The sequence below is a fragment of the Pseudomonas sp. AC355 genome (genome assembly GCF_979258205.1).
Genome location: NZ_OZ409843.1, coordinates 2,661,491 through 2,685,528, shown reverse-complemented (window position 1 = coordinate 2,685,528; position 24,038 = coordinate 2,661,491). Strand labels below are relative to the sequence as shown.

Annotated in this window: 22 protein-coding genes and 1 pseudogene; 12 read left to right on the top strand and 11 right to left on the bottom strand. The window is 61.5% G+C overall.

The window, feature by feature from the left end; translation table 11 throughout:
• The first annotated feature begins 91 nt into the window (after nucleotides 1-91).
• The gene (locus tag ACZ0AI_RS12690; RefSeq protein WP_463562217.1) at nucleotides 92-1,336 is read left to right on the top strand and encodes a saccharopine dehydrogenase family protein; all 1,245 of its coding nucleotides are present in this window, start codon (nucleotides 92-94) and stop codon (nucleotides 1,334-1,336) included.
• A gap of 62 nt (nucleotides 1,337-1,398) precedes the next feature.
• On the opposite strand, the gene ACZ0AI_RS12685 is transcribed toward ACZ0AI_RS12690, so the two are convergent.
• Nucleotides 1,399-3,024: a HAMP domain-containing methyl-accepting chemotaxis protein gene (locus tag ACZ0AI_RS12685; RefSeq protein ID WP_463562216.1), complete on the bottom strand. Its 1,626-nt coding sequence runs from the start codon at nucleotides 3,022-3,024 to the stop codon at nucleotides 1,399-1,401.
• Nucleotides 3,025-3,214: 190 nt separating this feature from the next.
• Here ACZ0AI_RS12685 and ACZ0AI_RS12680 point away from each other — a divergent pair, with 190 nt between their 5' ends.
• Nucleotides 3,215-4,348, top strand: coding sequence for a lactonase family protein (locus ACZ0AI_RS12680; RefSeq protein WP_463562215.1), 1,134 nt, complete (start codon nucleotides 3,215-3,217; stop codon nucleotides 4,346-4,348).
• A 95-nt stretch (nucleotides 4,349-4,443) separates the two neighbouring features.
• Here the strand turns inward: ACZ0AI_RS12680 and ACZ0AI_RS12675 are convergent, their stop codons facing one another.
• From ACZ0AI_RS12675 to ACZ0AI_RS12665, 3 genes are read right to left on the bottom strand one after another with little or no spacing between them, the layout of a single operon-like run.
• Nucleotides 4,444-5,751, bottom strand: coding sequence for a CitMHS family transporter (locus ACZ0AI_RS12675; RefSeq protein WP_463562214.1), 1,308 nt, complete (start codon nucleotides 5,749-5,751; stop codon nucleotides 4,444-4,446).
• 57 nt (nucleotides 5,752-5,808) lie between these two features.
• On the bottom strand, nucleotides 5,809-6,129 hold the full coding sequence (locus ACZ0AI_RS12670; protein ID WP_463562213.1) for an AtuA-related protein: 321 nt from the start codon (nucleotides 6,127-6,129) through the stop codon (nucleotides 5,809-5,811).
• Nucleotides 6,129-7,478: an acyclic terpene utilization AtuA family protein gene (locus tag ACZ0AI_RS12665; RefSeq protein WP_463562212.1), complete on the bottom strand. Its 1,350-nt coding sequence runs from the start codon at nucleotides 7,476-7,478 to the stop codon at nucleotides 6,129-6,131. Before ACZ0AI_RS12665 ends, ACZ0AI_RS12670 begins: the two co-directional genes overlap by 1 nt.
• A gap of 105 nt (nucleotides 7,479-7,583) precedes the next feature.
• Between ACZ0AI_RS12665 and ACZ0AI_RS12660 the strand changes: the two genes are divergently transcribed.
• From ACZ0AI_RS12660 to rimI, 3 genes are all read left to right on the top strand, one after another.
• Nucleotides 7,584-8,477: a LysR family transcriptional regulator gene (locus ACZ0AI_RS12660; RefSeq protein ID WP_463562211.1), complete on the top strand. Its 894-nt coding sequence runs from the start codon at nucleotides 7,584-7,586 to the stop codon at nucleotides 8,475-8,477.
• 86 nt (nucleotides 8,478-8,563) lie between these two features.
• On the top strand, nucleotides 8,564-9,367 hold the full coding sequence (locus ACZ0AI_RS12655) for an energy transducer TonB (RefSeq protein ID WP_463562210.1): 804 nt from the start codon (nucleotides 8,564-8,566) through the stop codon (nucleotides 9,365-9,367).
• Entirely contained in the window at nucleotides 9,367-9,819 is a 453-nt protein-coding gene (gene rimI, locus ACZ0AI_RS12650) for a ribosomal protein S18-alanine N-acetyltransferase (RefSeq protein WP_463565934.1), read from the top strand. Before ACZ0AI_RS12655 ends, rimI begins: the two co-directional genes overlap by 1 nt.
• 1 nt (nucleotide 9,820) lies before the next feature.
• On the opposite strand, the gene ACZ0AI_RS12645 is transcribed toward rimI, so the two are convergent.
• A complete protein-coding gene (locus ACZ0AI_RS12645; protein WP_463562209.1) occupies nucleotides 9,821-10,096 on the bottom strand; it encodes a hypothetical protein in 276 nt (91 codons plus the stop codon).
• Nucleotides 10,097-10,270: 174 nt separating this feature from the next.
• On the opposite strand from ACZ0AI_RS12645, the gene can reads away from it, so the two are divergent.
• Together can and ACZ0AI_RS12635 are read left to right on the top strand one after the other, a co-directional pair.
• Complete coding sequence (gene can, locus ACZ0AI_RS12640) at nucleotides 10,271-10,912, top strand: carbonate dehydratase (protein WP_463562208.1); 642 nt, start codon at nucleotides 10,271-10,273, stop codon at nucleotides 10,910-10,912.
• Nucleotides 10,909-11,835 (top strand): DMT family transporter, encoded by a 927-nt coding sequence (locus ACZ0AI_RS12635; protein ID WP_463562207.1) that lies wholly within the window; start codon nucleotides 10,909-10,911, stop codon nucleotides 11,833-11,835. The genes can and ACZ0AI_RS12635 overlap by 4 nt, the downstream gene beginning before the upstream one ends.
• 30 nt (nucleotides 11,836-11,865) lie before the next feature.
• Here the strand turns inward: ACZ0AI_RS12635 and ACZ0AI_RS12630 are convergent, their stop codons facing one another.
• Complete coding sequence (locus ACZ0AI_RS12630; RefSeq protein WP_463562206.1) at nucleotides 11,866-12,783, bottom strand: ABC transporter substrate-binding protein; 918 nt, start codon at nucleotides 12,781-12,783, stop codon at nucleotides 11,866-11,868.
• A gap of 300 nt (nucleotides 12,784-13,083) precedes the next feature.
• On the opposite strand from ACZ0AI_RS12630, the gene ACZ0AI_RS12625 reads away from it, so the two are divergent.
• Entirely contained in the window at nucleotides 13,084-13,881 is a 798-nt protein-coding gene (locus ACZ0AI_RS12625) for a hypothetical protein (protein WP_463562205.1), read from the top strand.
• Between the two features lie 29 nt (nucleotides 13,882-13,910).
• Here ACZ0AI_RS12625 and ACZ0AI_RS12620 read toward each other — a convergent pair whose 3' ends face one another.
• Complete coding sequence (locus ACZ0AI_RS12620) at nucleotides 13,911-14,249, bottom strand: zinc ribbon domain-containing protein YjdM (protein WP_463562204.1); 339 nt, start codon at nucleotides 14,247-14,249, stop codon at nucleotides 13,911-13,913.
• A 77-nt stretch (nucleotides 14,250-14,326) separates the two neighbouring features.
• On the bottom strand, nucleotides 14,327-14,731 hold the full coding sequence (locus ACZ0AI_RS12615) for a RidA family protein (protein WP_463562203.1): 405 nt from the start codon (nucleotides 14,729-14,731) through the stop codon (nucleotides 14,327-14,329).
• Between the two features lie 228 nt (nucleotides 14,732-14,959).
• Between ACZ0AI_RS12615 and ACZ0AI_RS12610 the strand changes: the two genes are divergently transcribed.
• Nucleotides 14,960-15,853: a YihY/virulence factor BrkB family protein gene (locus ACZ0AI_RS12610; RefSeq protein WP_463562202.1), complete on the top strand. Its 894-nt coding sequence runs from the start codon at nucleotides 14,960-14,962 to the stop codon at nucleotides 15,851-15,853.
• Here ACZ0AI_RS12610 and ACZ0AI_RS12605 read toward each other — a convergent pair.
• The 3 genes from ACZ0AI_RS12605 to ACZ0AI_RS12595 form a co-directional block, all read right to left on the bottom strand.
• Entirely contained in the window at nucleotides 15,846-16,328 is a 483-nt protein-coding gene (locus ACZ0AI_RS12605) for an LEA/WHy family protein (protein ID WP_463562201.1), read from the bottom strand. The two genes, ACZ0AI_RS12610 and ACZ0AI_RS12605, sit on opposite strands and share 8 nt — an antisense overlap.
• 57 nt (nucleotides 16,329-16,385) lie before the next feature.
• Nucleotides 16,386-17,231, bottom strand: coding sequence for an EamA family transporter (locus ACZ0AI_RS12600; protein WP_463562200.1), 846 nt, complete (start codon nucleotides 17,229-17,231; stop codon nucleotides 16,386-16,388).
• A 157-nt stretch (nucleotides 17,232-17,388) separates the two neighbouring features.
• Nucleotides 17,389-18,024: a TetR family transcriptional regulator gene (locus ACZ0AI_RS12595; RefSeq protein WP_463562199.1), complete on the bottom strand. Its 636-nt coding sequence runs from the start codon at nucleotides 18,022-18,024 to the stop codon at nucleotides 17,389-17,391.
• Nucleotides 18,025-18,224: 200 nt separating this feature from the next.
• Between ACZ0AI_RS12595 and ACZ0AI_RS12590 the strand changes: the two genes are divergently transcribed.
• From ACZ0AI_RS12590 to ACZ0AI_RS12580, 3 genes and pseudogenes are all read left to right on the top strand, one after another.
• Nucleotides 18,225-19,370, top strand: coding sequence for an efflux RND transporter periplasmic adaptor subunit (locus ACZ0AI_RS12590; RefSeq protein WP_463562198.1), 1,146 nt, complete (start codon nucleotides 18,225-18,227; stop codon nucleotides 19,368-19,370).
• Nucleotides 19,371-19,384: 14 nt separating this feature from the next.
• Nucleotides 19,385-22,528 (top strand): annotated as a pseudogene (locus ACZ0AI_RS12585) (efflux RND transporter permease subunit).
• Nucleotides 22,525-23,976 (top strand): AdeC/AdeK/OprM family multidrug efflux complex outer membrane factor, encoded by a 1,452-nt coding sequence (locus ACZ0AI_RS12580; RefSeq protein WP_463562196.1) that lies wholly within the window; start codon nucleotides 22,525-22,527, stop codon nucleotides 23,974-23,976. Before ACZ0AI_RS12585 ends, ACZ0AI_RS12580 begins: the two are co-directional and overlap by 4 nt.
• The last annotated feature ends 62 nt before the right edge of the window (nucleotides 23,977-24,038 follow it).

Genomic DNA, 24,038 nt, shown 5'->3' with positions numbered 1-24,038 from the left:
TTTCAGCGCCGTGCTCAGGCGTGAGCGGGTGAGTTGGCTTGTGATAGCGCAGTAACTTTCTCAACACATGCAGTATCTGGAGGTGAAACAATTGAAGCAGAACGTCCTTATCATTGGTGCAGGAGGTGTCGCCAAGGTGGTGGCCCACAAGTGCGCGCAGCACAACGACGAACTCGGTCGTATTGCCATCGCGTCACGGAACATCTCCAAATGCCAGGCCATCATCGACAGCGTCAAGGCCAAGGGTAGCCTCAAGGTGCCCGCCGACATCCAGGCCTTCTCGCTCAATGCTCTGGATATCGAGGCGACCAAGACGCTGATCCGCGAGACCGAATCGCAGATTGTCATCAACGTCGGTTCCGCCTTCCTCAACATGTCGGTGCTGCGTGCCTGCATCGATACCAGCGTGGCCTATCTGGACACCGCCATTCACGAAGAACCGGGCAAGATCTGCGAAACGCCGCCCTGGTACGGCAACTACGAGTGGAAACACCTCGAGGAATGCCAGCAGAAGAACGTCACCGCCATTCTCGGCGTGGGCTTCGATCCGGGTGTGGTCAATGCCTATGCGGCGCTGGCCCAGCAAGCGCATTTCGACCGCATTGATTCGATCGACATCCTCGACGTTAATGCCGGCTCCCACGGCAAATATTTCGCCACCAATTTCGACCCGGAAATCAATTTCCGTGAGTTCACCGGTCAGGTCTACAGCTGGCAGAACAGCCAGTGGACGACCAACACCATGTTCGAGGTCAAGCGTACTGATGATCTGCCCGTTGTCGGCGAGCAGAACCTGTACCTGACCGGTCACGATGAAGTGCACTCGATCTCCAAGAACCTCAACGTGCCCAACGTGCGTTTCTGGATGAGTTTCGGCGAGCACTACATCAACGTGTTCACCGTGCTGAAGAACCTTGGCCTGCTCTCCGAGCAGCCGGTAACCACAGCAGAAGGTCTGCAAGTCGTGCCGCTGAAAGTGGTCAAGGCCGTGCTGCCTGATCCCGCCTCGCTGGCGCCGGGCTACACCGGCAAGACCTGCATCGGTGATCTGGTCAAAGGCACCAAGAATGGCCAGCCGCGCGAAGTGTTCATCTACAACGTGGCCGACCACGAAGAAGCCTACGCCGAGACCGACAGCCAGGGTATTTCCTACACCGCAGGCGTACCGCCCGTAGCCGCTGCGCTGCTGGTCGCCCGTGGTGAGTGGGACGTGCAGCGCATGGTCAACGTCGAGGAGCTGCCGGCCGAGCCGTTCCTCAAACTCCTCGATGTGATGGGGCTGCCCACCCGCATCAAGGATGAGCACGGCGACCGTCCTTGGGATCAGGCGCTCTGAGCCCCCTCGGTTGAACGAAAAAGGATCGCCTCGGCGATCCTTTTTCGTTTCTTGGCGGTTGCTTAAACGCTGAAGCGGTTCACCAATCGGCTGAGGTCTGCAGCCAGTCGGGACAGCTCGTGGCTGGATGCGCTGGTCTGGTGGGCGCCGGTTGCGGACTGTACCGACAGGTCGCGAATGTTCACCAGGTTACGGTCGACTTCGCGGGCCACCTGGGCCTGCTCTTCTGCCGCGCTGGCGATCACCAGGTTGCGCTCGTACATTTCACCGATCCCGGTGGTGATCTCTTCCAGCGCCGTGCCTGCGCTCTGCGCCAGTTCGCGGGTCTCGCGGGCTCTGCTGCTGCTCGATTGCATGGACGTCAGCGCCTGGCTGGCGCCGGTACGCATACTGGAGACCATCTGCTCGATCTCCTGGGTGGAGTTCTGCGTGCGATGGGCCAGCGCCCGCACTTCATCGGCCACCACCGCAAAACCGCGGCCGGATTCGCCAGCACGCGCCGCTTCGATGGCCGCGTTGAGCGCCAGCAGGTTGGTCTGTTCGGCGATGGCACGGATCACGTCCAGCACCTTGCCGATTTCCTGGGATTGCTCTGCGACACGCTGCACCAGCGTCGAGGTACTTTCTACTTCGCCAAACAGGCCACTGATGGCGGTAATGGTTTCCGAGACCCGCGTTTGCCCGACCTGGGCGGACTGGTTGGAAGCCTTCGAGGCCTCCGAGGTCGACACCGCATTGCGCGCCACTTCATCCACTGCTGCGCTCATTTCATTGACGGCAGTGGCGGCTTGCTCGATCTCGTCGTTCTGCTGCTGCAGCCCGCGGCCGGCTTCTTCGGTCACCATGTTGAGCTCTTCGGCAGCCGCGGCCAGTTGAGTCGAGGAGCCGGAAATCTCCGCCAGGGTTTCGCGCAGGCGCTGCTGCATCTGCGCCAATGAGGTCTGCAACTGGCTGACTTCGTCGCGGCCATCGACCTCGATGCGTTTGGTCAGGTCGCCATCGGCTACGTGCTGCGCGGCCTGCACAGCATTCTTCAGCGGGCCGACGATGCTGCGGGTCAGCAACCAGGCCAGCAGTACGGTGACCAGCGCGGCAAGCACGATGACGGCGATGACCACCAGGCGCGACTGGGCATATTCATCCGCCGAGACCTTGCCTTCCTGTTCGATGCCTTTGCCGTAGATTTCGCCCAGTTCGGCAAGTTGTGCGCCAGTGCCATCGACCACGGGCTTCATGTCCACCAGCAGTAGTTTGTTCAGCGCTTGCCGATCACCACTGCGCGCCAGTACGAACGACTCGGCCATTCCACGCTGATAAGCCGCGAAGTCCTTGCGAAACTGGTCATAGATGCGCTGCTCGTCCGGTGTATCGACGAAGGGCTCGAAGTCCTGAATGTTCTGCATGAGGACCTTGTTGCGCGCCTCGTACTGACCCACATAGGTGTCGATGTTTTTGGGATCGGGGTCGAGCGCTACACGCAGGGAAATCGTACGGATGCGCAGCATGTTCTCGCGGATGGTGTCGACGTTGCGGATGCTGGGCACCCAGTCGGTTTCGATGGCAGTGGCTCGTTCGCGGATGCTCGACATGGTGAGCAGCGAGAAAATGCCTAGAAAGGCCACCATCAGTGCGATCAAACCAAATCCAAAGGCAGCTCGGGGAGCAATGTTCCAGTTGCGTAATAGCATGACGGCCTCGTTAGCTCGGGCAGGTATTGTTGTAATGTGAGCAATATATCGGCTGCTGGCTATCAGGCTTGAACGGCAGATAGAGGGCTTTGGATACGCGTTCTTTGCTTGAATTTTAGACACTTGCAGTTGCAATTGGGCGGTCGTACGATGACCGATCACAATAACCATAACAATAAGGTGTTCGACTATGTTCAAGCCGCTCGTACTCGCTGCCGCTCTTGCTTCGTCCATGATGTTGCAGGCGCATGCAGCAGATACCTTTGCCTATATTTCCAGCCCCAACGACGGGCTGATTTCCCAGTACCGGCTGGACGAAAGTAACGGTGCCATCACTCTGGTCGAGCAGACCAAGGCGGGCGATAAGGTCAATCCCATGGCGCTTTCGCCAGACGGCAAGACGCTCTTCGCCGCGCAACGCGTCGCGCCGTTCACCGTGCTGGTCTACAGCATCGACGCCAAAACCGGGCACCTGGAAAAGCGCAGTCAGGCGCCATTGGCCGACAGCCTCGCGTACATATCGACTGACCGCAGCGGCCGTTTTCTGATGGGCGCTTCCTATGGCGGTGCAGTGCTCACCGTTCAAGCCATTGATGCCGAGCAGCGTGTTTCTGACAAGGCCGAGGTCTACAAAACCGGCCCGTTCGCACACTCGATCCGCAGCGATATCAGTGACCGTTTCGTCTACGCCGGTAATCTGGGCGCCGACAAGGTGCTGCAGTTCAGCCAGGACAAGAAAACCGGCGCGCTGACCCCCATCGGTGATGGCTTTGCCAGCACCGCCGCCAAAACCGGCCCACGGCACATCGCGTTCTCGCCCAATGGCAAATACCTGTATGTGGTGGGTGAGCTCAGCGGTACGGTCACCGGTTTTGCCATCGACCCCACGAGCGGTGCTTTGAAAGAAGTCAGCCACGCCAACGGGATTCCCGAAAGCCTGGGGCTTGCTCACGGCGAAGCCCGCAGCGCCGCCAACAATGACCTCAAGGATGACCCCACGCCGCGTATTTGGGCCGCCGATATTCGCCTGTCGCCAGACGGCACATTGCTGTACATCACCGAGCGCACCACCAGCTCGGTATCGGCCTTCAAAGTCGACCCAGAGAGTGGCAGCTTGAGTTTCGTCGGCAACTACCCGGTCAAGGAGAAGCAGCCGCGCAACATCGCGTTCTTCCCCGGCGGCAAGTGGCTACTGGTTACCGGTGAGAAAAGCCAGACTATCGGCAGCTACGCCATCGGCGAAAAGGGTAGCCTCAAGCGGGTCAGCGAGGCGGCATCTGGTGATGGCGCGCTGTGGATCGAGATCCTGCAGCCCAAGCCCTGATCGGTTTTCAGGCCCACAAAAAAGGATCGCCGCAGCGATCCTTTTTGTTGCTGTACGCAGAGCTGATGCGCTTTGTGGGCTGCAAGCTATCTCGACTATACCGTCACAACGCCCAGTAGTACCGCCGAAGCCAGCATGATCAAGCTGATGCCCCAGGCCCATAGCACGGTGTAGCGGATGTGCTTGTACAGCTCGACGCCTGCCAGGCCAATGGCCAGGTAGACGCTCGGCACCACGGGGCTGATGCCGAAGCCGGTGTTTTCGCCGATCAGCATGGCATTGGCCACGGCGGCCGGGTCAACACCTGCCGCTACGGCGACATCGCGGATGACGGGCAGCAGTGCGAAGTAGTAGGCGTCTGGCGAGAACAGCATACCCAGTGGCACGCCGAAAGCACCGATGATCACATGCAGCCAGTTGCCCGAGCCTTCCGGCAGGATATTGATCATCCAGTGTGCCATGCCGTCGGACATACCGGCGCCGGCCAGTACGCCCAGCAATATGCCCGCAGCGAGCATCACCAGGGCCATTTGCATGGCGTCGCTGGCGTGACGTAGCACCGCGTTGTTCTGTTCTGCCAGGCTTGAGTAGTTGATGACCAGTGCAATGCCCAGGCCGACCATGAAGCAGGCGAAGAGCGGAAACGCCCCGGTGAACAGGCAGACAAGGATGATCAGCGTTAGCGCCAGATTGGCCCAGTAGCGCCAGTCGCGTGGGCTGAGCCGGTGCGCAGTATCCGCTGCCGGCGTTTGGTCAGCAGTGTAATGGCCTGCCACGCCACCGTTACTGGCGAGGTTGCGCTGGGCGCGTAAACCGAGGAATACCGCCAGGCTCATGACCAATGCCAGACCGATCACCTGGATCGGGATCAGGGATATCCACAGTTGCGAGGCATCAATGCCGGTCACCGCCGACGCGCGTGCGGTGGTGCCGCCCCAGGGCACCATGTTCATCACGCCGGCGCTGAGCACCACCAGGCACAGCAGCATCTCGCGACTCATACCCAGGCGCAGGTACAGCGGCAGCAGGGCGGGGATGACCAGCAGAAAGGTCGCCGCGCCGATGCCGTCCAGGTGCGTGACGGCAGTCACTGCCACGGTGACGATCGCCACCGCCAGTGGTCTGCCCTTGGTGCTTTTGAGCAGGAAGGTCACCAGCGGAGCGAACAGGCCTCGTTCGCGCATGACGCCGAAATACAGGATGGCGAAGATGAACAACGTGGCCGTTGGCGCGACCGCCTTCAGACCTTCGGTGATGAATTTGCCGATCTCACCGAGGCCGAAGCCAGCCATGACGCAGGCGATGACAGGCAACGTGACGAACGCCACCAGTGGCGTAACGCGCCGCATCAGGATCAGGGCGACGATGGCGAACATCAAGGTGAAGCCGAGGGCGGTGATCATGTCGATCTCTCCGATTTTATTATTGTTGGAGTCGTGAGGCTGATAGCGCTGGCGTTATCAGGGAGCGGGCAGCCTCAGGTCGAGCAGCCTGTAGCTGAGGCTCTTACCGTGGCGGTCGATGCCGGGGCTGGCATTGACGCCACCTTCCAGGGCGTTTTCCACCACGAAGTTGAGGCCGCCCAGGTTTGGCAATTCATAACGGCGCACGCTGCCGATCTGGCGGTGGGCCAGGCAGCTTGCAACGCGTTCCGTGGTCAGTTCGGCCGCCAACCAGGCGTAATGCGCCGGGTCATAGGCGAACACCGCCACGCTGAGCATGTTGCCCTTGTCGCCTGCGCGGGCATGGGCGTAGTCGCATAGCAATACTTCGTCGCTCATCAGAACCACTCCACCTGTTGCTGCACCGCGGTGCGTGGGATCAGGAAGCTCGCCGTGCCCAGGGATTCACTCAGGTGCCGGCGCACACCACCACCGCCTGCGGGGCCGTTGGTATAGAGCGACTCGGCGTCGAGCAGGAGGTTTTCCAGCAGTGCCTTGTCGTGGTCGACGAAGCTGATGCGCAGGCGCACATCCTGCGGATCCCGCGCTTCGGCCAGGCGCTGCTGCAGCCACTCGCCCCGGGCATCGTTGAACAGGCTGGCGACGCCGATCAGATCGATCCACGGCGTGAGCCGCGGCGCGAGGCGCGCGCAGCGTTGTAGCAGAACGTCCCGGGCCAGTGCGGCGCGGGCGAGGGCACCGGGCCCTGCATAAGAGATTTCCGCCTCGGCGAACCAGTTGCCGCGCAGACCGATCAGCCCTTTGAGTTCGGCTGGGCGTGGATGACCGCGTATGCCCTCGACCTGCACGAGGTCAGGGCCGACCTGGCGGACTCGTGCCTGGCTCAGGTCGAGGGTCACGTCCGGAGTCAGGTAGGCGGCCGGGTCATGAACTTCGTAGAGCAGTTGCTCCTTGACCGTGCGCTCGGTGACGCAGCCACCGGTGCCGGCGGCTTTGCCGATGGTCACGCGGCCATCGGCCTGGATGCTGGCGATCGGGCAACCGACGTTGGCCAGATCCGGCACGTCCTTGAGGCCCGGATGGGCGAAATAGCCACCGCTGACCTGGGTGCAGCATTCGAGTAAATGGCCAACCGCGGTGGCCAGGGCGATGCGATCCCAATCCTCGGCCTGCCAGCCGAAGGCATGGCGGAGCGGGCCAACCGCCAGGCTGGGGTCGGCCACGCGACCGCAGAGAACGATATCGGCCCCCTCGTCCAGTGCCTGAACGATGCCATCGGCACCGGTGTAGACGTTGACCGACACCACCTCGCCGTCGAGCGTCTCCGGCAGCCAACGTTGCAGTGCCTCGCTCGAGTCGAGCAGGTCGTCACCCAGTACGCAGGCGATGCGCGTCGCTGCGAATCGACTTCCCTGCAGTTGCTTGCGCAAGCGCCGGGCCGCGGCACTGGGATTGGCCGCGCCGCCATTGGTGATAATCGGGATGCCGGCATCCAGGCAGATCTCCAGCACTGGCTCGAGAAAGTCGAACAACCGGGTGGCGTAGCCGCTTTCGACGTCGGCCAGGCGCCGCAGTTGTGCCTCGGCCAGGGTGCGCTCGGCGAGCAGTTCGAAGAACAGGAAGCGGCGGCCGTCGCGAGCGGCCAGGTCGCTGGCCAGCGCCAGGGCGGCATCGGGCCGATCATTGGCGAAACCTGCCCCACAACCGATATGGACTGTTGTCATCATTATTGATCCAGGTCGATGGTCTGCCAGCAGCGTGCAGGGTCTGGATTTAGTTGTGAATTCGAAATGTGATATGAATTGATAAGTTAATTTTATGAGTCGGTGGTCATGGATATCAGCTTTCGCCAGCTTCAAGCCTTCGTGCTGATCGCCGAGCAGCGCAGCTTCAGTCGCGCTGCCGAGCAGATTCATCTTTCGCAACCGGCACTCAGTTACAGCCTGCGCAAGCTCGAAGAGGCGCTGGGGTTGTCACTGTTCGCGCGCAACACCCGCAGCGTGGAACTGACCGAAGCCGGGGTGCGCTTTCTCGAGCAGGCCCGCCGCCTGCTGTGCGACATGCACAACGCGGTGCACGACGCCCATGAACAGTTGCATCTGCAGAGCGGTTCGCTACGTATCGGCGTGCTGCCCTCGGTCGCCATCGAGCCGCTGCCACGGGTGCTGGTCGACTATCGCCAGCGCTATCCGGGGATCGAGATCAGCCTGCGCGATGGCCGCGCCGGGGAAATCCGTCAGTGGGTGAGCAACGCCGAAGTGGACTTCGCCATCACCTCGGTGGCGGACGAACCCGGTGTGCTGGATTTCCAGCCCCTCTACGACGACAGCCTGGTGCTGCTGGTGCGAGGCCTGGCCAGGCTGCGTGGCGAAAAGCTGGTGGTCGCGTTACGAGATCTCGACTATGTGGCGACTACCCGGGATACCAGCCTGCGCACCATGGCCGACCAGACTCTCGAGCACATGGGCCTGCTGCGCGAACCGGCGTGGGAGGTCGCCTACATGAGCAGTGCTGCAGCATTGGCGCGTGCGGGCCTGGGCTATGCGTTGTTACCCGCGAGCGTGGTGGATACCTTCAATAGCGACGGCAATCTATCCGTCCACCCGCTGCCGGCTGCACCAGCCCGTGGCATCGGTGTGCTGCAGCGTAAACCCTGCTACCTGAGCCCACCGGCCCAGGCTTTCGTCAGCCTGCTCAAGCAGCATGCTAGCAAGCCTGGCAGGTAACCCTCTATGCAGATGGGGCTACCCCCAGCAGGCGATTCACGCGACAATCACAGCCCTTGAAAATCGATGTGCCAGGTACCTGACGTTTGAATACCGAGTTGCGCCGCCGTGCCTACCTGGATGCCATGCAAGTGGCCAGTTGGCTGCCGCGTGTCGAGTTACCTTTTGCGGCGCCCTCGCGGCCTGAGTTACTGGTTTCTTTCGAACCAGAGCCCGAGGTAGTCGTGGCGCCCCAGGCGCCGACGCCAGCGCGACCGCCACTGCCCGTGGTGGTGGCTGCTGGTAATGAGGTAGTGCGCGAGCGGCCTCGCATCGAAGTTCCCAAGCCAGGTTCGGCAGGCAAGACCGATGAGCCGGAAACGGCCGCTGAGGTCAGTGCGGTGCCGCCGCGCGTACGCCCGACACCGCCCCCGCGGTTTTCCTTGCAGCTATTGCGTGCTGGCAGTTGCGCGCTGCTGGTCGAGCTGCCAACGGGCGAGCCGTTCCAGAGCCGCGATCCGGCCTATCTGTTGCTCAAGGATCTGCTGCGCGCCGCTGGCTTGCCGGACGCTCCGCTGATCATTGGCGAGCCGGTGCGCTGGCCACTACTGGTGCGCGGCAATATGGATCAGGGGCCGCAAGCGGCCCTGGATTTCGTGCAGAGTTTCATCGGCGCGCGGCTGGAAGAGCAGGAGCCCTGTGCCTGCCTGTGGCTGATCGGTCTGCCGGCGATTCGCTTTGCAGGCGACGCTGACGCCGAAGCCTACAACCGCGAGCTGCAGGTCGAGGAACTGGGCGCCGTCTGGGCGCTTCCGGGCCTTGAGCTGTTGATGGATGAGCCGCAGCGCAAACGTGAACTATGGCAGGCCATGCAGCGAGTTCGCCGGCGCTGGTTGGAGGCATCGGCATGATCAATGACGCGATTTCCTTTCGCCGGGCGACCGAAGCGGATATCGATGCTGTGCTGAAGATCGAGTACGCCGCGTTCAGCCACCCTTGGACGCGCGGTATCTTTCTCGACAGTTTGAAGTCTTACGAAGTCTGGCTGATGTTCGAAGGTAGCCAGCAGGTGGGCCACGGTGTGATCAACGTGATCATCGATGAAGCCCATCTACTCAACATTACCGTCAAACCGGAAAGCCAGGGGCGCGGCCTGGGGTTGCGCTTGCTGGAGCAACTGATGGAGCGCGCCGCTCAGCTCAAGGCTGGGGAGTGCTTTCTCGAACTACGTTCGAGCAATCAGGTTGCTTATCGTCTGTACGAGCGATACGGCTTCAATGAAATTGGCAGGCGCCGGGATTACTACCCGGCACCGGGCGGTCGTGAAGATGCGCTGGTGATGGCCTGCACGCTGGTCGAATGATCTACCAGCGGCGTGTCTGAAGGCGCATCTCGCGCTCTTCATCGACGAGGCTCAGGTCGTACTCATCCAAAAATGTTGGCAACAGCTTGCCACTATCCGGGGCAGCGGCTCTACCGCTCTCGCTCCGAGGCTGTTTGGCGACTATGCCGTCGCGCGGGCTCCCGGCTTCGCGCAAGCCCTTGGGCGAAAGCGCCTCTACCTCATCATGAAGAACGGGTGATTCGCTCCGCTTCTCGATGACCCCCTGTGCGCTGCTTGCTGTTGTCTTGTCAGTCATGACGAACTCCCAATCTGTCGATGGCTATCGGGGTAGACGGCCGCACGGACTGAAAGATTCAGCGTTTCGTGCGCCGCCCTTGGCCGGCAAGCGTCGAGGTGGATGGAAATCGCCTTGTCAAAAAGGGCTGTGCATCCGTATGGTGCGCATCGACCTTTTCCGGGAGCCGCTGGCATGAGCGACCTCAAGCACCTGTTCGACAACAATGAGCGCTGGGCTGAAACGATCACCCAGAATGACCCGGACTTCTTTCCCCGCCTGGCTCGCCAGCAGACGCCGGAGTATTTGTGGATCGGCTGTTCGGACGCCCGCGTGCCGGCCAATGACATCGTCGGGCTGCTCCCCGGCGAGTTGTTCGTGCACCGTAATGTGGCAAACGTTGTGCTGCATACGGATCTGAATTGCCTCTCGGTGATTCAGTACGCGGTCGATGTGCTCAAGGTTCGGCATATCCTGGTCACCGGTCATTACGGTTGCGGTGGTGTACGTGCAGCCATGCACGACACGCAATTCGGTTTGATCGATGGCTGGCTTCGCAACATCCGTGATCTCTACTATGAGCAGTACGAGCACCTGGCTGTTCTCGCCGACGAGGAGGCGCGTGTCGATCGGCTTTGCGAGCTGAACGTGATGAAGCAGGTGGGTAACGTCAGCCGAACCAGCATCATCCAGAACGCCTGGCACCGTGGTCAGCCGCTGTCGGTGCACGGCTGCATCTATGGCTTGAAAGATGGGCGCTGGAAGGATCTCGACGTTACCGTCAGCGCTGCCGAGCAACTGCCCGAGCAGTACCGCCTGCGCCCGCTGCAGCCATGAGTACGCCAGCAGCGTCGCGTAAGCTGGCCATTGCCGGTGTTCTCGTGGCCGTGCTGTGCTGGGCCGGCAATGCGCTGGTGGCTCGGGCCTTCGCCGGTGAAATTCCGCCCTTTACCCTGGCGTTCTGGCGCTGGAGCCTGGCGCTGGTGCTCGTGCTGCCCTTCGTTGCACTGCCCTTGTGGCGCCACCGTGCCGCCTTGCGGCATGCCAGCTGGCGCTTGTTGGTAATCGCCGCGTTTGGTATCGCCGGTTACAACACCTTCCTTTACAGCGCAGCGCAGACCACCGCGGCGATCAATATCACCTTGGTCAACACCTGCATCCCGTTGATGACCTTCATCTTCGCCGGGCTGCTGCTTGGCGAGTGGCCGGCGCGGCGTGCCTGGTGGGGCATGGCGCTGGCAGTGTTGGGGTTGTTGGTGCTGATCTGTCGGGGCGACTGGCAGATACTGGCCGGGCTGGCGTTCAACCGTGGCGATCTGATCATGTTGCTGGCGGTGCTCGACTGGGCGCTCTACACCGTGTTGCTACGGCGCTGGCGCCATTACCTGGCGCCGATCCCACCGTTGGCGCTGCTCGGCATCTTCATGCTACTGGGGGTGCCGCTGATTTTGCCGTTGTACCTTTACGAAGTCTCCACGGGCGCTCAAGTGCTGGCGACGCCTGCTAACTTGGCCGCCATTGCGTACACCGCGATATTCGCTTCGCTGCTGGCCTACTTGGGGTGGAACAACGGGGTGAAAGTGCTCGGTGCATCGACGGCCGCCATGGGCAATTACCTGATGCCGGTGTTCACTGCCATTCTCGGCTGGATCTTGCTGGGAGAGGCGTTGCTGCTGTTCCACTGGGCCGGTGGCGCGATGATCTTCGCTGGCCTGCTGCTGGCGACCTTGCCGAAGCGTTCGCAGCAAGCGGTGAGCTGAAGTGGATCGTCGCCCAGCCCACCCGATTGCTCAGCGATAAGCCGCCAGCACTTGGTCGATCTGCAGATCCAGGCTCTGCAGGCCGCCGCCGGAGAGGTACCACAGTGCCGGATCCAGGTAGACGATACGTTTGGCCTGGGCTGCTGGTGTACTGGCCAGTGGTGAGTGAGCCAGGGTGGCGACGTCCAGCGGTGTTGCGCCAATGGCGGCGCTGCGATCAATGATGAAGATCACTTGCGGATTGGCGGCGGCGATGGTCTCCACGGTCATCGGCTGCGGGCGCTGGCGGGGTGCATCCGCTGCCTGAGGGGGCGGAGCGGGCAGGGTGCGTTGGGCCTGCAGCAGCGAATAGATCACTGGCTGCTCGGTCGGCGAGAAACGGCCATCATTGTGGGTCAACACCAAGGTGCGCTTGTCTGACGAGGCGACGACTTGGCGCGCCTTGTCGGCTTTGCTGCGCAGTGTGGCGAGCGCCTGTTGCGCTTCGGTGGACTTGTCGAAGATCTGCCCGAGCAGCTCGACGTTGTGGGCCACACCCGCGAAGTAATCCCCCGCGGTGATGCCCATGTCCAGCGTCGGTGCCACCTGCTGCAGGGCGTCGCGGCTTTCGCCCTGACGCCCGGTGATCAGGATCAGTTGCGGCTGCAGGGCACGCACCGTGTTCACGTCCGGGGTCTTCATGCCGCCGGCATCGCGCAACTCACCGGCCTTGTCCGCCAGGTAGGGCGGCACATTGGCGGGAGTCGCCACCACGCGATCACCAGCGCCGAGAGCGATCAGCGTGTCGTAGCTGCCGTAATCGTAGCTGACGACCCGCTGCGGGTCGCGAGCGATGTCGACCTGCCCACCGGCCTGGGCGACGCTGACGGTATTGGCACGTTGCTGGGTGTCGTGGCTGCAGCCGGCAATGGCCATGGCCAGCAGTGTAAACAGAGTGACCTTCTTCACCTCAATGATGCTCCTTGGCGTGCTGGATCACGGCTGATATGCCGAAATCTTCAGGGCGGGGAACATAGCACTCACGGCTGATCGAGAAGCTTTCTCAACGGGTAAAGATTGCAAACGTACGCGCTGAAAGCCTTTGACCGTGGTCTTTGTAAGGCTAATTTGCGGCGTCGGAAAACTTTGCACGATGTTCGCAGGTCTATGCCGTTGGCTGGCGTGCGTCTCGAACGCAGCGCCGTAACGGGCATAACGGCAAAACCTTGCTAGTGTTATGTCATCTGCGGAAGGATGGATCGTGAGTTAATGGATTACTCGCACGCCTCTCGAGCTTTCAAACTCAATACCGTCGCTGCGCTGGCGGCGTTTTTCGTGTCTCAGCGCAATGCCCGCTGGCACGCACTGATAGTGCTGGCGCTGGCGCTTTTTCTGAGTGGCTGCGCCCGCAACCAGGATAACCGCGCCTTCCTCAGCAACAGCTCGCCTGCTGCGCCCAGCGAACTGTTCCAGACGCATTCAGACCGCCTTGCCACCATCGGTATGCGCAACAACCTGAACAGCCTTTACCGCCTGATGGGCAAGCTCTACCAGCGTAATCCGCGGGAGTGGCGCAAGAGTGGTCTGGGTGATCGCGAGGCCACCCAGCGTGCGGTACAGCAGGCTATCGAGCAGGGCAGGCCGCCAGCCGCACTGGACGGTAGGCAGGACATCGTCGCCCTCAGCTACGCGCTGAGCCCGGAGTTTCAGGGGGACAGGGTCGGCGCTTTCATCTATGCCATCGGCAGCATGCTGGTCACCGCCCATGGCGGCAACACCCAGTTCTACATCACCGACACCATCGACGCGCAGTTCGTGCACAACGCTGCGCGCAATATCGAGAAGGCCACCTGGCTGCTGGCGACCCGGCGTGATGCCCAGGGCAATCCGTTGCTGTTGTCCAACGAGCTGTCCGAGCAGGGGCGCAACCTGAGCTTCGCCGTGGAGTTCGGCAAGATCGTCGCGCGCCTGGATTACCTCAGCGACGTACTCGACGAGCGCTACCGGCGTATCGGCGTGAATTACGCCCACAGCCTGATGTTCCTGAACTTCCTGCCAGTGCAGTAAGCACTCGCCTGCGTGGCGAGCGCTTAGGATCAGACCTTTCTGACGAACTCGGACTTGAGCTTCATCGCGCCGATACCGTCGATCTTGCAGTCGATATCGTGGTCGCCATCGACCAGGCGGATGCCCTTGACCTTGGTACCGACCTTGACCACCAGCGACGAGCCCTTGACCTTGAGATCCTTAATCACGGTGATGGTGTCACCATCCTGCAGGACATTGCCGACCGAATCCTTGATCACCTTGGTGTCATCGGCCGCCTCGCCGGCATTGGCCGACCACTCGTGGGCGCATTCCGGGCAGACCAGTTGGGTGCCGTCTTCGTAGGTGTATTCGGAGTTGCAGGCGGGGCAGGGTGGCAGCGTGCTCACGGAGGATCCTTCTGAGACCAATGATAAAAAGGCCGCAGATTATATAGGGTTTTATCGCCAGCCGGTGGATCGGCGCTTCAGGCGTCCGGGAGCAGCGCCTCGGCTTCGATTTCGATCAGCCACTCGGGCTCCGAAAGGCCGCTGACCACGATCCAGGATGTTGCGGGAGGTCGCTCGGGGAAGAACTCGCGCAGTGCATCAACGATGCAGGCTTGCTCGTTGCGGGCTACAGCCGCGATATAGATGCGCAGCATCAATACGTTCGTCATGCTGCCGCCAGCGTGTTCAAGGATCTTGCGAATGTTGTCCAGGGCCGCATGGGTCTGACTGGCCAGGTCTTCGCCGACCAGGCGTTCCTGAGCATCCACCCCGATCTGTCCGGACAGGTGAATGCGCCGTCCGCCCTGGCTAATCACCGCCTGGCTGAAACCATATTGCAGGGTGTCGAATACCGAATCCGGGTTTAGTGTCTGCCTGTGCATCAATGCCTCCAAGGCTAGAAAAACGGCCAGGCAGTCTAGGGCAGACTTCACCATCGGATAATTCGAGAGTTGTTGCCAGTTGTACGATGCGGGTATGGATAACCCGAACTCATGCTGGGTTCGCCACCTCCAACTCTTAGCAGTCCCTTGATCCGGGATCGGGAGCTGCACCTGTTGATGATTCACCGGGCCGCGAGCGGGCGATCCGGCATAGCCAGTGGAGGCGCTATGTTTTTACCCAAGTTAGAGGGTGTCAGCCTGTTTCAGGTGATGAAGAAGACGGTGAGCGACTTTATCGAGGACGAGCTACCCACCTACGCGTCGGCCCTGGCCTTCCAGATGTTCTTTTCGCTGTTTCCCTTCCTGTTGTTCCTGGTCGCACTGATCAGCCTACTGGATATGCAACCGTTCTTCGATTGGCTGCGACAGCAGGCGGAGCTGGTGCTGCCGTTATCGACGGTAGAACTGGTCAACCCGGTCATCGATCAGTTGCAGACCCAGAAGGCTGGTCTGTTCTCGATCGGTATCGTGGTTGCGCTGTGGACAGCATCGTCAGCAGTGCGCTCGACCATGGATGCGATGAACAAGGCCTATGGCGTGAAAGAGGGGCGCAAGCCCTGGAAGCGTATTCCCCTGTCGCTGCTCTACACCATCGGTATTGCCGCCGCGCTGCTCACCGCTGCCGCACTGATGGTGCTCGGCCCGCAGGTGATGAGCTGGCTGGCGCAGCAGATTGGCATCGAGCAGATTGTCGTCACCCTGTGGAACTGGCTGCGCTGGCCGGTGGCGATTTCCCTGCTGATGATCGTCGTGGCGGTGGTGTACTTCGTGGCGCCGGATGTCGAGCAACGCTTTCGCTTCATCACGCCGGGCTCGGTGCTGGCGGTGGTGGTGTGGATCGCCGCGTCGGTGGGCTTCGCCTATTACGCGCAGAACTTCGCCAATTACAACGCCACCTACGGCAGTATCGGGGCGATCATCATCTTCCTGCTGTACCTGCATATCTCCTGTGCGGTGCTGTTGTTCGGCGCCGAACTGAATGCCGTGATCGAGCATTTCTCGAAAGAAGGCAAGAAGCCGGGCGACAAGGAAATCCTGCCGGAAAACGAGCCCACTACCTGACGGTGGGCTGTGCCGTCGGCCAGGTCAGTTGCCCGCTGTCGCTGAAACGACGGGTACCGAACAGGCCGTCGGCGAGTTTGCCGCGTAGCTGATACGGCAGGCTTTGGCCAGGTTGATAGACACTGGCGCCCCAGGCCTGACGGAACACCGAGTAGGCGGAGATGGTGACCGGCACGCTGATCACGGTCTCGCCGAAACGCGGTACCTGGCCGCTCTGGTCACTGACGCCCCGGGCCAGGGGCTGATCATTGATATCCAGCTGCAGCGACACGCCATTGAAATCAATGGCGCTTTCGTTGGGGTTCTGAACCCGCAGTTTCACCGCAAAACGCACTTCCAGGCCTTCACCTGGCAGTGGCTCGAGGCCGACCAGGTCGATATGCAGCGGGTCGCGCGGCGCCCAACTGGCGCATGCGGTGAGAGCCACGACTAGAAACAGGGTGGTCAGATGGCGCAGGGGTGCTACGAAGCGCATGGCGTTCTCCGAGGGTAATCGATCATGCAGTTGTGACCGCGCATGGCACCGTTCGACTCAGACCTTTGCCCGCTGCTTGGCGCCAAGCACCAGCGCGATTCCGCCCAGTACGGCCAGTGAACTCAAGCTCAAGCGCAGGCTCAGTGCTTCGCCGAGGAGCAGGCTGCCAGCCAGGGCGGTGATGATCGGCACGCTCAGTTGCACGGTGGCCGCCTGAATGGCCTTGAGCTCGCTGATGGCCGTGTACCAGATCGCATAACCGAGGCCGGACGCCAGGGCGCCGGAGGCCAGGGCATAGAGAGCGCCGGGCATGTCCCAGCTGGCGCTGTTGATCAGTACCAGGCTGAGCAGCACGGCGACGGGCACGCAACGCAGGAAGTTGCCGGTAGTGGCGGCGAGTGCATCGCTGGCACCGCGCCCCATTAGCGAGTAAGCGCCCCATGCCGCGCCCGCGAACAGCATCAGCAACGAGGGAACAAGTGCGGGTGCACTGGCGCCGGGTAGCAGCAGTACCAGCAGCCCGGCGAAGGCCAGCAGCAAACCGGCAAGGCTCACCGGGCTTGGTCGTTCACCCTGCCGCCAGCCCCACAGCAACATGCTGATCTGCACCGCGCCGAACAGCAGCAGGGCGCCTGTGCCGGCATCCAGGCTGACGTAAGCAAAGGAAAACGCCGCCGCATAGATGAACAGAGCGGCGGCGCCATACCAACTGCCTCCGACGGGAGCGCCGCTGTGGCGCAGGCGCAAGAGCAGCGTCAGCATCAATGCGCCGCTGAACAGGCGCAGGCTGGTAAAGGTGGCGGGGTCGATCTGCGTGGTTTTCAAGGCCAGACGGCAGAGCAGAGAGTTGCCCGCGAAGGCGAGCATGGCAACGGCAGTGAGGAGCAGCGTGCGTGCTGACATGGGCCATCCTTTTGCGCAGGTTTGGCGGTGAGTCAAGCCGCTTGGGCGCGGCGGCAGCCTATTGCCGCTGTGTTGACTGGTGGGATGAATGTAAACACTGCCGGCGTTGGGAGAGTATGCCCAGAACGTCTTGGAGCAGCACAGCCGCTTGCTAGGGTCAGGCGCTGCGCAGGGCCTTGCTGTACTGCAGCATGTCGATCATCGCTTCCACCATGGCATGAGCATGGGCGCCAAGGTCATAGGCCTCGGGGTTGAGCAACCAGTGTGCCTGGATGCCATCCATATAAGCGTGCAGACAGATGGCCGCACGCTGGCAGTCCAGATCGGCAGGCAGTTGGCCGCGGTTCACGGCATTGCGTAACGTCTTTGCAATGCGCTGATCGCAATCTTGGTTGAATGTTTGCATCTGTTGGCGCAGGTCGCCGAGTTCAGCGGTGTATTCGCATTTGTATTGCAGAATTTCTCCAACCCGGCGGCACTGGGCGTCGCTGTACATGCGCAGGAGTAGCTGCACCAACAGCTTGCGCATGCTGCCCAACGGATCGGGCTCGTCCTCGCTTTCGCAGGCGCGGGCCAGCTCTTCCTGGGGCAGCATGAGGCGATCGAGCATGGCCTGGAATACGTCGACCTTGTTCTGGAAGTGCCAGTAGATGGCGCCGCGTGTCACACCGGCCGAGGTCGCGATATCGGCCAGCGAAGTGCTGGATACGCCTTTGGCATAGAACACTCGCTCGGCCGCATCAAGAATGTGCGTACGGGTTTCTTCGGCTTCCTCTTTGGTGCGTCTCGCCATTTGGGCAGTTTCCACGGTCGAAAAAGTGGATGAAAACCCTGGTGCAGGGTCTCAGGCGTCCACAGTGTTACATAAAAGATGCGTTTACAAACATTCTCGGATGTAAGTATATTTGCCGTCTATTCCTACTATCCACCTCGGCTATCTGCCCAGGTACCGCCCGTACGGCTCGAATCAATATGACAATGAGGTTCTTTCAGATGCAGAAGAAGCCAGCCTTCGCCGCTATGGTTTCCGCTATCGCTCTGGCCACGCTGACGCTCGCTGGTTGCAGCGACGATGCCGCGCCGCCGCCCCGCCAAGCGCCTACTGTGGGCATTGTCACGCTGCAGGCCGAACCCTACACCCTGACCACCGAATTGCCGGGCCGCACCGCTGCGTACCGAATTGCCGAGGTGCGCCCGCAGGTCGATGGCATCATCCAGAAGCGCCTGTTCAAGGAAGGCTCGGAAGTCAAGGCTGGCCAGCAGCTGTATCAGATCGATGCGTCGGTCTATGAGGCCGCTGCCAAGAGCGCTCAGGCCACCCTGGCATCCGCCAAGTCGCTGGCCGAGCGTTACAAGGATCTGGTCGCTGATCAGGCCGTGAGCCGACAAGCCTATGACGAAGCCCAGGCCGCGCGCCTGCAGGCAGAGGCGTCACTGGAGCAGGCCCGCATCAATGTGCGTTACACCAAGGTGCTGGCGCCAATCGCCGGTCAGGTTGGTCGCTCTGTGGTGACCGAAGGTGCTTTGGTCAGCAACGGCCAGACCAACGCCATGGCGACCATCCAGCAGCTCGATCCGATCTACGTCGATGTGACCCAGCCAAGCAAGGATCTGCTGCGCCTGCGCCGCGACCTGGAAAGTGGCCAGCTGCAAAAGGTCGGTGAAAATGCCGCCAAGGTTCAACTGCGCTTGGAAGACGGCAGCACCTACGAGCATGAAGGCACCCTGGAATTCTCCGAAGTGTCAGTCGACGAGGGCACTGGTTCGGTCACCTTGCGCGCCGTGTTCCCCAACCCGGATCACAATCTGCTGCCCGGCATGTTCGTGCATGCGCGGCTGGCCGCCGGGGTCAATCAACAAGCCATCCTCGCCCCGCAGCAAGGTGTAACGCGCAATCCCAAGGGTGATCCGACCGCACTGGTGGTCAATGCGGAAAACAAGGTCGAGCTGCGTCAGCTCAAGGCCGAGCGTACCGCAGGCAATCGCTGGGTCGTTCGTGAAGGCCTGAACGCCGGTGACAAGCTGATCACCGAAGGTCTGCAGTTCGTGCAGCCAGGTGCCGAGGTGAAGACCACCGAAGCGAAGAATGTCGCTGAACCGCAGCAGGCGTCGGCTTCCGACCAGGCTGACAACCGCTAAGGAGCGATTACACGATGTCGAATTTCTTCATCGACAGGCCGATTTTTGCCTGGGTGATCGCGCTGGTGATCATGCTGGCGGGCGGTCTGTCCATTCTCAAATTGCCGGTCAACCAGTACCCGAGTATTGCGGCCCCGGCCGTGAGCATCCAGGTCAACTACCCGGGTGCTTCTGCACAAACCGTGCAGGACACCGTGGTGCAGGTGATCGAGCAGCAAATGAACGGTATCGACGGGCTGCGTTACATCAGTTCGGCGAGCAACTCCGACGGCAGCATGGAGATCATCGTTACCTTCAACCAGGGCACCAACCCGGATATCGCCCAGGTTCAGGTACAGAACAAGTTGCAGCTGGCAACGCCATTGCTGCCCCAGGAAGTGCAACAGCAGGGTCTGCGCGTCACCAAGTCGGTACGTAACTTCCTGCTGGTAATCGGTGTAGTGTCCACCGATGGCAGCATGACCAATCAGGATCTGTCCAACTACATCGTCGCCAACATGCAGGATCCGATCTCCCGTACCTCGGGTGTCGGTGACTTTCAGGTGTTCGGTGCCCAGTACGCCATGCGTATCTGGTTGGATCCCGCCAAGCTCAACAACTTTCAACTGACCCCGGTCGACGTACGTACCGCCGTGCAGGCGCAGAACGTGCAGATATCCTCCGGTCAGTTCGGTGGACTGCCGGCCAGCCCTGGTCAGCAACTCAATGCCACCATCATCGGCAAGACCCGTCTGCAAACGCCCGAGCAGTTCCGCGATATTCTGCTCAAGGTCAACCGTGACGGTTCCCAGGTGCGGCTTGGTGATGTGGCCAAGGTCGAGTTGGGCGGTGAGAACTACAACATCCGTGCGCAGTTCAATGGCAACGCAGCATCCGGCCTGGCGATCAAGCTGGCTTCCGGCGCCAACGCGCTGGATACCGCCAATGCGATCCGCGCCACGATCGATGAGCTGAAACCCTTCTTTCCGGCAGGTATGGAAGTGGTCATGCCATACGACTCCACTCCAGTGGTGAAAGAGTCGATTCACGGCGTGATCATGACCCTGATCGAAGCGTTCGTGCTGGTCTTCCTGGTCATGTACCTGTTCCTGCAGAACTTCCGTGCCACGCTGATTCCGACCCTCGCCGTACCGGTGGTTCTGCTGGGTACCTTCGGCGTACTCGCGGTATTCGGCTACAGCATCAACACCCTGACCATGTTCGCCATGATTCTGGCCATTGGCCTGCTGGTGGACGATGCCATCGTGGTGGTGGAAAACGTCGAGCGGGTGATGCGCGAAGAGGGGCTCTCGCCGCTCGAGGCAACGCGTAAATCCATGGGCCAGATTCAGGGCGCACTGGTGGGCATCGGCGTGGTGCTGTCGGCGGTATTGCTGCCGATGGCCTTCTTCGGCGGCTCGGTGGGGGTTATCTACCGGCAATTCTCCATCACCATCGTTTCGGCCATGGTGCTCTCGGTAATTCTTGCACTGATCTTCACCCCGGCGCTGTGCGCCACCATGCTTAAACCCATCGCCAAGGGCGATCATCACGAGAAGCGCGGTTTCTTCGGCTGGTTCAACCGCACCTTCGAGCGCAGTGTTAACAGCTACGAGCGTGGTGTGCGCAGTGTGGTCAAGCGCAAGGCACCGTTCCTGATCATCTATGCGGTGATCGTCGGGGCGATGATCTGGCTGTTCACCCTGATCCCGTCGGCATTTCTGCCCGAGGAAGATCAGGGCGTTCTGTTCGCCCAGGTACAAACCCCGTCCGGCTCCAGCGCCGAGCGTACCCAGGCCGTCGTCGACGACATGCGCAAGTACTTGCTCGAGGATGAGAAGGATGTGGTCAACTCGGTATTCACCGTGACCGGTTTCAACTTCGCCGGCCGTGGGCAGAGTTCGGGTATGGCGTTCATCATGCTCAAGCCATGGTCCGAGCGTACCGCCGCAGGCACCAGCGTATTCGACCTCGCGCAGCGTGCTCAGGGCCGATTCTTCGGTGGTGAGTTCCGCGATGCCATGGTCTTCGCCTTCGCCCCGCCAGCGGTAATGGAGCTGGGTAACGCTACCGGTTTCAACTTGTTCCTGCAGGATCGTGCCGGCGTCGGTCAGGCGACCCTGAACGAAGCGCGCGACAAGTTCCTGCAACTGGCCAACCAGAGCTCGGTGCTCAGCGCCGTGCGGGCCAACGGCCTGCTCGACGAGCCGCAGTACAAGCTGCTGATCGACGACGAGAAGGTGCGCACTCTGGGCGTGTCGTTGTCAGACGTGAACAGCACCCTGCAGATTGGCTGGGGTGGCAGTTACGTCAATGACTTCATCGATCACGGTCGCGTCAAGAAGGTGTATCTGCAGGGCGAGAGTTCTTCGCGGATGAACCCCGAGGACCTGGATAAATGGCACGTGCGTAATGACCAGGGCCAGATGGTGCCGTTCAGCGCCTTCGCTTCTGGCGAGTGAACCTATGGTTCGCCCAAACTGTCGCGCTATAACGGGGTGAGCGGTATCGAGATTCTCGGTACGCCAGCACCAGGACACAGCTCGGGTGAGGCCATGGCCGAGGTCGAGCGGATTGCTGCCGAGTTGCCGCAGGGTGTCGGTTTCGCCTGGACGGGACAGTCGTACGAGGAGCGCCTGGCGGGCTCGCAAACGCTGGCACTCTATGCACTGTCGTTGCTGGTCGTGTTCCTGGCTCTGGCAGCCCTGTACGAAAGCTGGTCAATTCCGTTCTCGGTGATATTGGTGGTTCCGCTGGGCATCATCGGTGCGCTGCTGTTCACCTTGGGACGCGGGCTGTCGAACGACGTCTTCTTCCAGGTGGGGTTGATCACGACCATCGGTTTGTCAGCGCGTAACGCGATTCTCATCGTCGAGTTCGCCAAGTCCTTGCACGAACAGGGTATGAGCCATCTTGAAGCTGCAGTGGAGGCGTGCCGCATGCGTCTGCGCCCGATCATCATGACTTCCCTGGCGTTCATCCTCGGTGTGGTTCCGCTGGCGATTTCCAGCGGTGCCGGTGCCGGTAGCAAGCACGCCATCGGTACGGGCGTGATCGGCGGCATGCTGACTGCGGCGGTTCTGGCGATCTTCTGGATTCCGCTGTTCTATGTGGTGGTCAGCTCCATGTTCAAGGACAAGAGCGTCAAAGAAACTAACGAGAAGGAGGCCGGCCTGTGAGGCAGTCCCTGTTGTCTCTGGCAGTCGCGAGCATCGTGCTCAGCGGCTGCAGCATGATCCCCGACTACCAGCGCCCCGGGGCGCCAGTCGAAGGTGCCTGGCCTCAGGGCCAGGCTTACGAGGGCAGCACCGTGCCGGGCTCGGTCGCCGCGGCCGATCTCGGCTGGCGCGAGTTCCTGCGTGACCCGGCGCTGCAGCGTCTGGTGGAAGCCTCTTTGAACAACAACCGCGATCTACGTGTCGCCGCGTTGAACGTTGAGGCGTATCGCGCCCAGTACCGCATCCAGCGCTCCGAGCTGTTCCCCAACATCTCGGCAGACGGCAGCGGTACCCGTCAACGTACGCCGGCCGATCTGTCGCAGACCGGTCGCTCCACCGTTGGTGGCCAGTACAGCGCGACCGTTGGTGTGAATGCCTGGGAAGTCGACTTCTTCGGTCGCCTGCGCAGCCTCAACGAACAGACCCTGCAGCAGTACTTCGCAACTGAAGAAGCGCAGCGCAGCACGCAGATCAGCCTGATCGCCAGCGTGGCCAACGCCTACCTGACCCTGCAGGCTGACGAGGCGCTGCTGAAGCTGACGCGTGACACCCTGGGAACCTTCCAGCGCAGCCTGGAGCTGACCCAGCGCAGCTTCGACGTCGGCGTGACCGATGCACTGGCCCTGAGCCAGTCGCGCACCTCGGTGCAGACCGCCCAGGCCAACCTGGCGCAGTACACCCGTCTGGTCGCCCAGGATCGCAACGCTCTGGGCGTGCTGCTGGGTGGCCCCGTACCGGCCGATCTGCCTCAGGGTGAAGGCCTGGACAAGCAACTGTTGGCCGATGTACCGGCGGGACTGCCATCCGATCTGCTGCAGCGTCGTCCCGATGTGCTGCAGGCCGAGCGTGAACTACTCGCTGCCAATGCCAGCATTGGTGCCGCGCGTGCCGCGTTCTTCCCGAGCATCAGCCTGACCGCCAACGCCGGCACCGCCAGCAGCCAGCTGTCGGGTCTGTTCGATGGCGGTTCGGGTACCTGGTTGTTCCAGCCGCAGATCAACCTGCCGATCTTTACGGCCGGGCGTCTGCGCGCCAACCTCGACTATGCCGAGATCCAGAAGAACATCCAGGTGGCAAGCTACGAGAAAGCGATCCAGACCGCTTTCCAGGAAGTTTCCGACGGCCTGGCCGCTCGTGGCACCTTTGAGGAGCAACTGCAGGCTCAGCGCAGCCTGGTAGAAACCTCCGAGAACTACTACGACCTCGCCGATCGCCGCTTCCGCACCGGGGTGGACAGCTACCTGACTCTGCTCGATGCCCAGCGTCAGCTGTTCAGCGCGCAACAGGAACTGATCGGCGTGCGTCTGTCGCAGCTCACCAGCGAGGTCAACCTGTACAAGGCGCTCGGTGGTGGCTGGAACGAACGTACCCAGGCAGCACCTGCGCCAGTCGCTGCACCGCAATCCTGATTCACTGCGGCCAGGCCAAAAAAAGCCCCGGAATTCCGGGGCTTTTTCATATCCGCGATTCG